Source organism: Dryocola sp. LX212, from assembly GCA_041504365.1.
Lineage (GTDB): Bacteria > Pseudomonadota > Gammaproteobacteria > Enterobacterales > Enterobacteriaceae > Dryocola.
Genome location: CP167917.1, coordinates 32770 through 46319, shown reverse-complemented (window position 1 = coordinate 46319; position 13550 = coordinate 32770). Strand labels below are relative to the sequence as shown.

Sequence of the window (13550 nt, the reverse complement as noted above, 5' to 3'; positions counted from 1 at the left end):
CCTTAAATCGTTCTGCGGATGATATTGCGCAGCTCGTCTATTTTGACAAATAAAGGATCAATATGCTGACGGTGCGTTTTACTCTTCGCAAAGACCTGTAACGCCTGGTTATAGCGCAGCATTAATGTTTTTTGCGCTTCGCTATTCAGGGGATCTGCCGATAATATATTTTCCAGAGCCGTTAATTCAGCCGCAAGCTGCGCCGCCTGAATATCATATTTTTCCGTATCTGTATTATCCGGCTTAAACAGTCTTTTTAATGATTCAAACATAGCTATCTCCCGCCCCGATGATTGCCGGGCAACCAGGGTTACAGTGAAGAGTAAAGATTAACGCGGTCGTTATTTAAATAATGCAATCTTTTCGATTAATACCGCAGCCACCGCATCATTAGCCGGAATTAAAAATTTGCGCACGCTGTCGTTAACTTTGCCTTTGCCGAACGTCTGCTGGCAGTGACCGACCCACTGAACGTTCATCTCTGTGCCGACGTTCACTTTGTCGATTCCCCCCGCCACGGCGCGGCGCATGTCATCATCGCTGACGCCCGTTCCACCGTGCAGTACCAGCGGCGTTCTGGTGACTTCGCTGATGTCCGCCAGGCGCTGATGCTGGATTTTGGCCTTGCCGGTGTACAGGCCGTGCACGGTGCCCACGGAAACCGCCAGCATATCGACCTTCGTGGCATCGACAAACTGCCGGGCATCTTCCGTGGTGGTAAAACAAATATCTTCCGCCGCCACCGCTTTACCGTCTTCCGAACCGCCGATTGCGCCTAACTCTGCCTCAACAGAAACATTTCGCGGGCGGGCAATTTCGATAACTTTTCGCGTATTGGCGATATTCTCTGCCATTTCCAAATGCGAGCCGTCATACATCACCGAGCTGAACCCGGCGTCAATGGCCGTTTTAATGGATTCAATATCCGAACAGTGATCCAGATGCAGGCAGGTCGGAATATCCTGGCTTTCCGCTAAAGAACAAACTGAATCGACCAGCAAACGATAGCCTAAATATTCCGCCGTGCCGGTTGAGATCTGAATCATTAACGGGCTGTTCGTCGCTTTTGCCGCTTTAAAAAAGGCGGGCAGCATTTCCAGACAATGTAAGTTGAAGGAACCAACCGCTTTAAAACCGCGTGCTTTTGCCACCTGCAATAAATCAGGGAAGTTATACAGACTCATGTGCTTTTTCCTCTTGAGGTTTGGTTGATTTGCCATTCACGAACCAGGCGATGAGCGCCACTAACAGGATAAATACGCCGACAAACGTCCAGTTATTCTGGAAGACGTGCCCCAGAATCAGGCCGCTGCCGATCACGTCGGAGTCGCTGAAGGTCACGCCGGTAAAGCCGTAGCTTTCCAGCATCGGTACCAGAATTGCCGGCAGGAAGGTAATGAACAGGCCGTGTACCACGCCGCCGATCACCGCGCCGCGTCTGCCGCCCATCGCGTTACCGAAAATGCCTGCGGTACCGCCCGCAAAGAAGTTGGTCAGCAGGCCGGGGAGGATCATCGCCAGGCCAAACATAGGGAAGACAATCATGCCGATGATGGAACCCGCCGTGGTAGCCAGGAAGCCGACGATAACGGCGTTAGGGGCATACGGAAACAGAACCGGGCAATCCAGCGCGGGTTTTGCGTCGGGCACAATGCGCATCGCAATGCCGCGGAACGCGGGAACCAGTTCGTTTAACAGCAGACGTACGCCGCTATAGAGCACGAATACCCCGGCAACAAACTGAATCGACTGCATAAATGCAAACATCAAGTAGTTCACGCCGTTGGAATACTGGCTGATGTATTCCGGCCCGGCCGCCAGCGCGGGGATGAGATACATCGGGATCATCACCACCGCCATAGAGAGGTAGGTGTCCTGCAGGAATTTGAAGTTATCCGGCAGCACCAGGTCTTCGGTGGATTTCGACCCTTTGCCCACCACCTTCGCCACCGCCGCCTGCACCAGGTAGCCAATGGTGCAGAAGTGGCCGAGCGCCACGTCATCCGATCCAGTAATGCGGCGCACGACCGGCTGAGCAAGCGCGGGCATCAGCACCGCCATAATTCCGCCGAAAATCCCCCCGGTCAGGATCAGCGGCGCCCCTGTCAGCCCCGATTTGTAGCCGATGACCGCACCGATGGTGGCCATCCACAGCAGCGCCTGGCCGGTAAGAAAGATGTATTTAAACGGCGTGATACGGGCAATGATGATGTTGACGATGAAAATCACCATCAGCGTGAGCGCCACTTCCGAACCCAGCTCGCGGTTTGCCAGCCCCGCAATCGCCGCCACGTCGGTGATGTAGCCCTTCATGCCGAAGCCGTGGGTGAAGATATCGTTCAGGAAGGTCAGGGTATCGACGATAATATTGATGCCCGCCATCATGATTAAAAAGCCGAGCAGCGTTTTAAACGTGCCTTCCGCCACTTTGCCCTTCGATTTCTTCTGCAGCAAAAGACCGAGCATGGCGATAAAGGCAATCAGAATCGATGCCTGCCCCAGCAGGTCCTTAACGATAAAGTGAATGATGCTATTCATTTTCGAGTACCTTCACATTTCGTTCTTTTAAAAAGGCGACAATTTTCTGCTCAATTTCGTCTTTGTCCGTTAAGCGGTGCAGCACGATAACGCGTTTAATTTCCTCTTCGCTGGCGTCCGCCGTTAAAATATCGGCGAAGGTTTTTTGCGTAAGAATAATATCGGATTTAAAAGCGCCCGCTTCGGAGACGGTGGTGTGTTCAATCTCGGCCGGGATTTCTAATTTTTTAAGCACCGCCTTCGCCGTCATTTCAATGGCGAAACTGGAACCTAAACCGCAGCCACATACGCATAGAATTTTAAGCATTGATTCACTCCTCAAATAATATCGAGTTGCCTGGCTAATTTATAATGGTGCCCTTCGGTGTCGACGAGGCGCTTTTGCATACTGATTAAATCTATCGGGATCGGTTTATTACTCGAATTAATAATGACTGCTTTATTTCTCATGCCTGACCGGATGCAGCGCACGACCTCTCCGGCCATAATTGTGCCCTGATAAATCTCTTCGCAGGTCGGGTCACCGTTACGCAGGCTGTAGCCGACTATCGACTTACGGATGCGCACGCCGATTTTCGGCTCAAGCTGTTTAATCATGGTATCAATCGCCCCCTGAAAGCCGGGGGAGTACTCTTTGGTGTAGCCTTCAGAGCAGAGGATCACGACGCTGTTTTGCGATTCAAGCCTGGCGGTAATTTTCCCGGCCAGCTCGCTCAGCGTCTGCTGGCATTCAGGGATCAGCGCGAAATCAGCGTTGCTTTTAATCGCCGACTGCAGAGTCAATTCGCCGCAGTAGCCGCCCAGCAGCTCGACCATAAATACCCGTCCCGGCAATGCCCGGCCGGTATTACGCAGCTTACTGACCTCTTTAATAACCTGTTCGCAGGCGGTAGAAAAACCAATCGTGTAATCGCTGCCGTAAACGTCATTATCGATGGTCATGCCGACGCCGAAACAGTTCACACCGTACTCGCTAAGGTGATGAAGAAACTGTAGCGAGCCGTCGCCGCCCGCCATAATAAGCACATCAATATGCAGGGCTTTAAGCTGCTTCGCGATGGTTTCATATTCCGGGGCCATCAATTTACGGCTGGTTCTTCCCGAAGACATAATCGGAATGGCGGCAATGGAAAAGTCCACTAAATCACGCAGGGAAATAGCCTGATATTTATTTTGCAACAGGCCGGGAATACCCCCATTGAATAAAATGATTTCTGCCCGGGCTAATCTGGAGACCTGGAATACAAAGTTATTTATTCCTGTCACATCCCCGCCGCTAATTACCATGCCGATTCTCATGACCCTTACCCCATTTAATTTCCCTGCAATCATTTTTCCTTTTTAACAAGCCCTCGATTTGCAATGAATGTCACAAAAATGCGATTCATCTGGCGACCATGAATATTGACAGAGGGTTTTAACGGTCATTTATTGTGATGAATGTAACATTGTAAAAAACAGCGGGCCGCCGCTAATATCGTGAAAAAATATTATATTTCAAGGAGGTAAACGGATTTCAGAAAGGGATTTAATGAATGGCAAAATTCAGGGGATAACGGATAAAAAGCAGATATCAGAAATGTGACTATCCACGCATTTTTATGCGGGAAATCGGAGAAGGAAAAGCCGGAATCGGGTTTCTTAAAGCATCCAGCCAGCATCTGAAAGATGCCGGCGATTCTCAACGTTATCGCAGCCGCTCAGGGTGCGTATAAACAGTCGCGCGGCCAGGCTTGCTGAAGCCCACCAGCGTCAGGTTGCAGCGCTGGGCCACTTCGACGGCAAGCGTGGTGGCGGCTGAAACCGCGAAGAGGATCTCGACCCCGCACTGGGCGGATTTTTGCACCATCTCGTAGCTTGCACGGCTGGAGACTAACGCCGCGCCGCTGTGCCAGTTCTGGCGGGCGCGGGTGCCGAGCAGCTTGTCGAGCGCCACGTGGCGGCCAATATCTTCTTTGCCATCCAGAATTTCACCCTGCCCGTTGAGCCACAGCGCAACGTGCGTACAGCCCGTCAGCTCGCCGATGGGCTGGTACTCGCGCATTTTGCCCAGCGCCGCGTCAAGCAGGTTCAGATTGAACGTCTGGGTGAAAGGCAGTGGGGTAACCGGGCGGCCAATATCGTTAAGCTGTTCTACACCGCAGACACCGCAGCCAGTGCGCCCGGCAAGGGAACGGCGGCGCTCTTTCAGGCCCATAAAGCGGCGGCTGGAGAGTTCAATTTGTACTTCGATGCCGCTGCAGCCCGGCACGGTGTCGATGCCAAAAATTTCTGAAGGGGATTCAATAATGCCCTCGGAGAGGGAGAAGCCCAGCGCAAACTGCTCCAGGTCCTTCGGCGAGGCCATCATCACCACGTGAGAAATACCGTTGTAGACCAGCGCGACGGGCACCTCCTCGGCAATCCAGTCGCTTTTGGCAACCTCGAGCGAGCCCCGCGTCCACAGATCCACCGCGCTTAACCCTGCGATTTCTGTCACATTTTTTTCGTGATTTACGTCAGTTTTATTCACTTTCTATTAACCGGATGAGAACAGCCTTAATACCAATGTGGTATTCTGGACATACTACCCCTTCAGGAAGAAGGGTAATAACCCGTTTAGCGGTTCCGATTGTGAACCTTTGCGGCTTACACCGCAAAAATAAACCTATAAGTCATGTGAAAAATGTCGAAAGGAGTATCCATGCAGGTCAGCAGAAGGCAGTTCTTTAAGATCTGCGCTGGCGGTATGGCAGGCACCACGGCAGCGGCGCTGGGCTTTGCCCCGGGCGTTGCGCTTGCGGAAACCCGGCAGTACAAGCTGCTGCGCACCCGCGAAACCCGTAATACCTGCACATACTGTTCCGTTGGTTGTGGGCTATTAATGTACAGCCTGGGCGACGGGGCAAAAAATGCCAAAGCATCCATCTTCCACATTGAAGGCGACCCGGATCACCCGGTCAACCGCGGCGCGCTCTGCCCGAAAGGCGCAGGCCTGGTGGATTTCATCCACAGCGAAAGCCGCCTCAAGTTCCCGTCTTACCGCGCGCCCGGCTCGGATAAGTGGCAGCAAATCAGCTGGGAAACGGCCTTCGACCGCATCGCGAAGCTGATGAAAGAAGACCGCGACGCCAACTTCATCGAGCAGAACGACCAGGGCGCCACCGTCAACCGCTGGCTCTCTACCGGCATGCTGTGCGCATCCGCCTCCAGTAACGAAACCGGCTATTTAACCCAGAAATTTACCCGCGCCCTCGGCATGCTTGCCGTGGATAACCAGGCGCGCGTCTGACACGGACCAACGGTAGCAAGTCTTGCTCCAACATTTGGTCGCGGTGCGATGACCAACCACTGGGTTGATATTAAAAACGCCGATCTCGTGATTGTGATGGGTGGCAACGCCGCAGAAGCGCACCCGGTCGGGTTCCGCTGGGCGATGGAAGCCAAAATTCACAACGGCGCGAAGCTGCTCGTTATCGATCCGCGCTTCACGCGAACCGCTTCGGTGGCGGATTTTTATACCCCGATTCGTTCCGGTACCGACATAGCCTTCCTGTCGGGCGTGCTGCTGTACCTGATTACCAACAATAAATTCAACCGCGAGTACGTTGAGGCCTACACCAACGCCAACCTGATTGTGCGTGAGGATTACAGCTTCGACGACGGCCTGTTCTCCGGCTACGACGCGGCAAACCGCAAATACGACAAAACAACCTGGAACTACGAGCTGGATGAGAAGGGTTTCGCTAAGCGCGACCTGACGCTCAGCCATCCCCGCTGCGTGTGGAACCTGCTCAAAGAGCACGTCTCCCGCTATACGCCGGACGTGGTGTCGAACATCTGCGGCACGCCAAAAGACGACTTCATCAAGGTGTGCGAATACATTGCCGCCACCAGCGTGAAGAACAAAACGGCGTCGTTCCTCTATGCGCTGGGCTGGACGCAGCACTCCGTGGGCGCGCAGAACATCCGCACCATGGCAATGATCCAGCTGCTGCTCGGCAACATGGGCATGGCGGGTGGCGGCGTGAACGCCCTGCGCGGCCACTCCAACATCCAGGGCCTGACCGATCTCGGCCTGCTGTCACAGAGCCTGCCGGGCTACATGACGCTGCCAAACGAAAAGCAGCCCGACCTGCAGACCTACCTTGCCGCCAATACGCCGAAGCCGCTGCTGGAAGGCCAGGTGAACTACTGGGGCAACTACCCGAAATTCTTCGTCTCGATGATGAAGGCCTTCTTCGGCGACAAGGCCACAGCGGAAAACAGCTGGGGCTATGACTGGCTGCCGAAGTGGGACAAGGGCTACGACGTCCTGCAGTACTTCGAGATGATGAACCAGGGCAAGGTCAATGGCTATCTGTGCCAGGGCTTTAACCCGGTGGCGTCCTTCCCGAATAAAAACAAGGTGATTGCGTCGCTGTCGAAGCTGAAGTTCCTCGTCACCATCGACCCGCTGAACACTGAAACCTCCAACTTCTGGCAAAACCACGGCGAGATGAACGATGTCGATCCGTCGAAAATCCAGACCGAGGTCTTCCGCCTGCCGTCCACCTGCTTCGCCGAAGAGAATGGCTCCATCGTGAACTCCGGCCGCTGGCTGCAGTGGCACTGGAAGGGCGCGGACGCGCCGGGGGAAGCGCTGAACGACGGCGAAATCCTCGCGGGTATCTTCACCCGCCTGCGCCACATGTACCTGCGCGACGGCGGCAAGCTGCCGGAGCCGGTGGTCAACATGACCTGGAACTACCTGACACCGGACAACCCGGCGCCGGAAGAAGTGGCCATGGAGAGCAACGGCAAGGCGCTGCAGGACGTTATCGACCCAGCAACGGGCGCGGTGCTGGTGAAAAAAGGCCAGCAGCTGAGCTCGTTCGCCCAACTGCGTGATGACGGCACCACTTCCAGTGGCTGTTGGATCTTCGCCGGAAGCTGGACGCCAGATGGCAACCAGATGGCACGCCGTGATAACGCGGACCCATCAGGTTTGGGTAACACCTTAGGCTGGGCCTGGGCGTGGCCGCTTAACCGCCGCATTCTTTATAACCGCGCATCCGCAGATCCGCAGGGCAAACCGTGGGATGAAAAACGTCGCCTTATTTCCTGGGACGGCGCGAAGTGGGGCGGCGCAGACGTTGCCGACTACAGCACCGCCGCGCCGGGCACGGACGTCGGGCCGTTTATCATGCAGCCGGAAGGCTTAGGGCGCCTGTTTGCCATCGACAAAATGGCGGAAGGGCCGTTCCCCGAGCACTACGAGCCGTTTGAGACGCCGCTGGGCACCAACCCGCTGCACCCGAACGTGGTCTCTAACCCAGCCGCCCGCGTGTTCAAGGGCGATCTTGAGGCGATGGGCAAGCATGACAAGTTCCCGTACGTCGGCACCACCTATCGCCTGACGGAGCACTTCCACTACTGGACCAAGCACGCGCTGCTGAACGCCATCGCGCAGCCGGAGCAGTTTATCGAGATTGGCGAGAAGCTCGCGAACAAGCTCGGGATTGTTCAGGGCGATACGGTGAAGGTCTCCTCCAACCGTGGCTATATCAAGGCCAAAGCGGTGGTGACCAAGCGTATCCGCACGCTTGATGTGAACGGACAGAAGGTGGACACCATCGGCATCCCTATTCACTGGGGTTACGAAGGCGTGGCGAAAAAAGGCTTCCTCGCCAACACGCTGACGCCGTTTGTCGGTGATGCCAACACGCAAACGCCAGAGTTTAAGGCGTTCCTGGTCAACGTGGAAAAGGTGTAACGGAGACGAACTATGGCTTATCAATCTCAGGACATTATCCGTCGTTCCGCCACCAACGGCTTCACGCCCGCCCCCCAGGCGCGGGATCACCAGCAGGAGGTGGCGAAGCTCATCGACGTCACCACCTGCATCGGCTGCAAGGCCTGCCAGGTGGCGTGTTCGGAGTGGAACGACATCCGCGATGAGGTGGGGCACAACGTCGGGGTTTATGACAACCCGGCGGATCTGACCGCCAAATCCTGGACCGTAATGCGCTTTTCGGAAGTGGAGCAAAACGACAAGCTGGAGTGGCTTATCCGCAAGGATGGCTGCATGCACTGCGCGGATCCCGGCTGCCTGAAGGCGTGCCCGTCGGAAGGGGCGATCATCCAGTATGCCAACGGCATCGTCGACTTCCAGTCTGAGCAGTGCATCGGCTGCGGCTACTGCATTGCGGGCTGCCCGTTCGACATACCGCGCCTGAACCCGGAGGACAACCGCGTCTACAAATGCACCCTGTGCGTGGACCGAGTGACCGTCGGCCAGGAGCCTGCCTGCGTGAAAACCTGCCCGACCGGCGCAATTCATTTCGGTTCGAAAGACGACATGAAAGTGCTGGCCGGCGAGCGGGTCGCGGAGCTGAAAACCCGTGGCTACGACAACGCCGGGCTGTACGATCCGGCGGGAGTTGGCGGCACCCACGTGATGTACGTGCTGCATCATGCGGACAAGCCGACGCTCTACCACGGCCTGCCCGAAAACCCGTCTATCAGCCCAACGGTGAAATTCTGGAAAGGCGTCTGGAAGCCGCTGGCCGCCATCGGCTTTGCCGCGACCTTTGCCGCCAGCGTGTTTCACTATGTGGGGGTCGGCCCGAACCGTGCCGAAATCGATGATGACAACCTGCATCATGACGATGACGAGGTGCGCAAGCCATGAAAAAACAAGTGACTATTCAGCGCTACAGCGCCCCTGAGCGCATCAACCACTGGGTCACCGCCTTCTGCTTCGTGCTGGCGGCGGTGAGCGGGCTGGGGTTCTTCTTCCCCTCCTTCAACTGGCTGATGCACATTCTGGGCACGCCGCAGCTGGCGCGCATCCTGCACCCGTTCGTGGGCGTGGTGATGTTTGCCTCGTTTATCATCATGTTTTTCCGCTACTGGCATCACAACCTCATCAATCGGGATGATATCTTTTGGGCGAAGAATATTCGTAAGATCGTCGTTAATGAGGAGGTGGGCGACACCGGGCGGTATAACTTCGGCCAGAAATGTGTGTTCTGGGCGGCGATTATTCTGCTGGTGCTGCTGCTGGCGAGCGGTGTGGTTATCTGGCGGCCTTACTTCGCGCCTGCGTTCTCCATCCCGGTTATTCGCGCTGCGCTGATGGTGCATTCATTTGCCGCAGTCGCGTTAATTGTGGTGATCATGGTGCATATCTATGCTGCACTGTGGGTAAAAGGCACGATTACCGCAATGGTGGAAGGCTGGGTCACCACGACCTGGGCCAAAAAACATCACCCGAAATGGTATCGCGAGGTTCGCCGGAAAGAACAAAACAAGCTGGACTGATCTGTTATGGCAGGAGAAACGACCGGGTCGTTTCTCCTGATTTTTATCTAACGCTTCTCCTGCGCTCTACCCTGCTCGACGTAGCTCATATCCCCCACCGATTCTACGATCAGTTTTCCTTCATCGGTGTAGCGAATTTTGGTGACGCTGGCATTTTCAAGCGGCTTTTTCAGCTCCGTGTAGCCAAGTTTTTCAAGCAGCATCCCTATCGCCAATCCGTGAGAAACGACGAGAACATTACGTTGCTCGTCGCCGTGCGCGGCGCGTGCGATACTTAAAATGCTGCGCTCCATACGTTCTGCGACAGTATTATAACGTTCCGCTATACCGCTGCTGTCGGCAGCAGCGATAGCATCAATCATTTCGGCAAGCGTCGTTTTTCCTTCACCGTAACTCTTCATCAGAGCAGTTTCAGATGAAAAACCAGCCTGTTTCGCAGCGGCTCCCCACATATTGGGATCGAGATCGCCTTCAAAGATACCAACACCCACTTCTCTGAGCCCCTTGCTTTCATTTAAGGTGAAAGGCGTCGATTTAGCCTCCATGATCAACCGGGCGGTTTCCCTTGCCCGTCCGGCATCGCTGGCATAAACCGAGTAAAAGTTTACCTCTTTCAGCCCCTTGCCCAGCAGGCGGGCCACCTCTACACCAGGTGCGGTCAGCGGCGTGTCGGCCCAGCCCTGCGCGCGATGAACCGTATTAAACATCGTCTTACCATGGCGCGTAAGATAGATAGTCACATCGGCAGCATAACTCTGACTTATACCCATAAAAAGACACAGGCCAATCAGCCAATTTACTGTAACTTTCATTTTCTGACTCCTTTATTAATTACTTTCAAAAAAGCCCAAAGCGGTAATCCACGACAATTTCAGAAGACAAGCTTGGGGAACGCATATATTTCCCGGAATCACTTAGTGTAGGTGTGGCGTTAACATTCTTATAATGCCAGCCGTAACCGACGTTTATAAACACTGATAAATCTTTGAGCGGCGCGCTATCGGGCGCCCAGACATTAATTAATGACACCTCGCCTGAACGAACAAGGTTATCTTTATAGCTGAACTGACCGTAATTTAGCTGTAAACCGCTGGTTAATGTACGGTGCGTCTGATACTGGCCATACAGCGCCAGCGCGGTTTCGCCATCGCGCATATAATCCACCCCGGCTGAGGTTAATGCGTTAAAACGTCCGCGGCTGTTTTTAGCAATATGACGGCCATAAATGCCTACGCCTGACTCTTTATGAGCATTAGTATGCGCCGCTGCGAATTTAAATAACCAACGTGGGTCCTGCCAGCGGATCTCCCCCACATAGTGCCAGGCCTGATTATCGTATTCCTTTTTCCCGGCAGCCATTTTTTTATATCCCGCCAGTGCCTCGCTGCCATATACCTGCGAAGCCAGGGTCCAGTTTTCCAGGGGTTGCCATGCCATTTCTACGGCGTGGCGACGCTGGTAATCTTTTGCTTCGCCATAGCCATAAGAAAGGCGCATTTTATCGTTTTTCCAGCTCAGTCCGCCGGTCCGTACATTGGCGATATTGCGCCTGTCCGCCGTTTGAAAATGGCTTTTATTCGGTGAGTCACGGTTAATGCTGTCGCTTAACCAGCCGAAATCAAGCTGCAAACGGTCATATACCAGTGAGCCGCTGTAGCCAAAATAACTGTTTTTAGTCAATCGATTAGAGGTCGTCAGAACACCGAAATTCTTTAGCTCATGCCAGCCAATTTTCGCCTTCAGCCCCGCACTCTCATCACCAGCTTTAACTTTAAGGTAGCGCTGGCCAAATTTATTGAAGCCTTTGGCGTTCTTTTTATCCATTCCCTGACCGTCGTTATAGAGCAGTGCACGGGTGGAAAAGTAATCGCTGGCCGCGAGCTTAATGACCTGGCTGTAGCTTGCATCAAACCCAATAACGTCCCACAGATAACCTGATTCAAAATTTAGCGTAGCGCTTTGCCCCCAGGCATTATGGACTTCTTTAGGCTGTGACGCATTTTCTTTCAAATATTTCCATTGGTTGCGCAATGCCATATCCAGATGGGAATCGCTAATAAAGCTATCAACATTTTTCGGCATTTCACTTTCTGCTAATTGCGCCAGGACCGGCGTTGCCCCTAGCAAACCAGATAATGCAAACAGGTAATAATAATGTTTTATTGGCAAGCCGCCGACATGGCGGGTTAGCTGCCTGACTCTACTATTTGTTACTGGAACATTTAATATATCCATGTCATAGCCATCCATTTTTTTGCAAAAAAAAACCTAAATTGCGCGATGAGCTTGAAAAGCTCATCGCGCAATTTAGGTTTTGCCCTGTTAAGGTGACAACCCTGCTGTTCCCACGGAATATACTCAACAACGTGCTTTCCACGAAGAGAAAAAGGTTATTTTTGAGAACTGAGCCGCAGATTAAATTCCAAGAACGGTGCTATTAAAGAAAGCAATAAAAGGAAGCGCTATCAGTAAACGAATAAATGTATTACACCTTATTAACATGACGCGCTATTTTATTTTGAACGCATCTCTGTCAGAAATAATGAATGAGGTGTATTACCCATAAGGCTTCACGTGATGTACATCGACCAGCCGCCCATTGATTTACCCTTTACCGAGCAAGGGTAATTGCGGTTATCCTCTTCTTCATTCACACTGCCTGATAAATCATATGCCGTGTCTGCCCGACGTGCTCCGGCAGGATATGTTAAGCCAGACGGGTTCACCCCGTCGTAACAGGAAGACAGATAGGAATGAGTATTCGCATAGTCCCGCAAGATCAGCTGGATAAGAGCGAGAAACGCACGGCGGACATGATCCCACCGTTATTGTTCCCCAGGCTGAAAAATCTCTACAACCGCCGCGCTGAACGACTGCGCGAGCTGGCAACCGATAATCCGCTGGGTGATTTCCTGCGCTTTGCTGCGCTTATCGCCCACGCGCAGGAAGTGGTTTTGTACGACCACCCGCTGCAGATAGATTTAACCGCGCTGCTCCAAAAATCAGCCGAGACGGGCAAGCCGCCGCTGGATATTCACGTTCTGCCGCGCGACCCGCACTGGCAGCAGCTGCTGAATTCGTTAATCGCCGAGCTAAAGCCGGAGATGGACGGCCAGGCGCTGGCGGTGATTGAAAATCTGGAGAAGGCCTCTTCCCTGGAGCTGGAAGAGATGGCAACGTCGCTGTTTAACGCCGACTTTGCGCAGGTTTCCAGCGATAAAGCCCCGTTCATCTGGGCAGCGCTGTCGCTTTACTGGGCGCAGATGGCAAGCCTCATCCCCGGCAAAGCGAAAGCCGAATATGGCGAACAACGCCAGTTCTGCCCGGTGTGCGGCTCAATGCCCGTGTCGAGCGTGGTCCAGATTGGCACCACCAGCGGCCTGCGCTACCTGCACTGCAACCTGTGCGAAACCGAGTGGCACGTGGTGCGCGTAAAATGCAGCAACTGCGAACAGACCCGCGATTTGAACTACTGGTCGCTGGACAGCGAACAGTCGGCCATCAAAGCGGAAAGCTGCGGCGACTGTGGCACCTACCTGAAACTGCTGTATCAGGAGAAGGATGCCAAAGTGGAAGCCGTGGCGGACGACCTGGCCTCGCTGGTGCTGGACGCGCGCATGGAGCAGGAAGGCTTCGCCCGCAGCAGCATCAACCCTTTCCTGTTCCCAGGGGAAGGCGAGTAAGTTTGCAGGCGGATAGCTTCGCGTTATCCGCCTCACCCATCACGC

General features: G+C 54.1%; 12 protein-coding genes. 4 read left to right on the top strand and 8 right to left on the bottom strand.

Annotation, left to right across the window (positions count from 1 at the left end; genetic code table 11):
- Positions 1 to 2: 2 nt before the first annotated feature.
- From ACA108_00245 to fdhD, 6 genes are all read right to left on the bottom strand, one after another.
- Positions 3 to 272, bottom strand: a complete 270-nt coding sequence (locus tag ACA108_00245) for a hypothetical protein (protein XEX96014.1) — start codon at positions 270 to 272, stop codon at positions 3 to 5.
- Between the two features lie 69 nt (positions 273 to 341).
- On the bottom strand, positions 342 to 1184 hold the full coding sequence (locus ACA108_00240; protein XEX96013.1) for a ketose-bisphosphate aldolase: 843 nt from the start codon (positions 1182 to 1184) through the stop codon (positions 342 to 344).
- The gene (locus ACA108_00235; GenBank protein XEX96012.1) at positions 1171 to 2538 is read right to left on the bottom strand and encodes a PTS sugar transporter subunit IIC; all 1368 of its coding nucleotides are present in this window, start codon (positions 2536 to 2538) and stop codon (positions 1171 to 1173) included. Before ACA108_00235 ends, ACA108_00240 begins: the two co-directional genes overlap by 14 nt.
- Complete coding sequence (locus ACA108_00230; protein XEX96011.1) at positions 2531 to 2845, bottom strand: PTS sugar transporter subunit IIB; 315 nt, start codon at positions 2843 to 2845, stop codon at positions 2531 to 2533. The genes ACA108_00235 and ACA108_00230 overlap by 8 nt, the downstream gene beginning before the upstream one ends.
- 11 nt (positions 2846 to 2856) lie before the next feature.
- Complete coding sequence (locus tag ACA108_00225; protein ID XEX96010.1) at positions 2857 to 3837, bottom strand: 6-phosphofructokinase; 981 nt, start codon at positions 3835 to 3837, stop codon at positions 2857 to 2859.
- Between the two features lie 388 nt (positions 3838 to 4225).
- Complete coding sequence (gene fdhD, locus ACA108_00220; GenBank protein ID XEX96009.1) at positions 4226 to 5050, bottom strand: formate dehydrogenase accessory sulfurtransferase FdhD; 825 nt, start codon at positions 5048 to 5050, stop codon at positions 4226 to 4228.
- A 171-nt stretch (positions 5051 to 5221) separates the two neighbouring features.
- Here fdhD and fdnG point away from each other — a divergent pair, with 171 nt between their 5' ends.
- The 3 genes from fdnG to fdoI are packed head-to-tail and all read left to right on the top strand — an operon-like array spanning position 5222 to position 9822.
- Positions 5222 to 8272: a formate dehydrogenase-N subunit alpha gene (gene fdnG, locus ACA108_00215; protein XEX96008.1), complete on the top strand. Its 3051-nt coding sequence runs from the start codon at positions 5222 to 5224 to the stop codon at positions 8270 to 8272.
- Positions 8273 to 8284: 12 nt separating this feature from the next.
- Positions 8285 to 9190: a formate dehydrogenase subunit beta gene (gene fdxH, locus ACA108_00210; protein ID XEX96007.1), complete on the top strand. Its 906-nt coding sequence runs from the start codon at positions 8285 to 8287 to the stop codon at positions 9188 to 9190.
- Positions 9187 to 9822 carry a formate dehydrogenase cytochrome b556 subunit gene (fdoI, locus tag ACA108_00205; protein XEX96006.1) on the top strand — a complete coding sequence of 212 codons (636 nt, stop codon included), beginning with the start codon at positions 9187 to 9189 and terminating at the stop codon, positions 9820 to 9822. The genes fdxH and fdoI overlap by 4 nt, the downstream gene beginning before the upstream one ends.
- Before the next feature lie 47 nt (positions 9823 to 9869).
- Here the strand turns inward: fdoI and ACA108_00200 are convergent, their stop codons facing one another.
- Complete coding sequence (locus ACA108_00200) at positions 9870 to 10634, bottom strand: histidine phosphatase family protein (protein XEX96005.1); 765 nt, start codon at positions 10632 to 10634, stop codon at positions 9870 to 9872.
- Between the two features lie 25 nt (positions 10635 to 10659).
- Entirely contained in the window at positions 10660 to 12057 is a 1398-nt protein-coding gene (locus ACA108_00195; protein ID XEX96004.1) for an OprD family outer membrane porin, read from the bottom strand.
- A 518-nt stretch (positions 12058 to 12575) separates the two neighbouring features.
- On the opposite strand from ACA108_00195, the gene fdhE reads away from it, so the two are divergent.
- Positions 12576 to 13505, top strand: coding sequence for a formate dehydrogenase accessory protein FdhE (fdhE, locus tag ACA108_00190; protein XEX96003.1), 930 nt, complete (start codon positions 12576 to 12578; stop codon positions 13503 to 13505).
- The last annotated feature ends 45 nt before the right edge of the window (positions 13506 to 13550 follow it).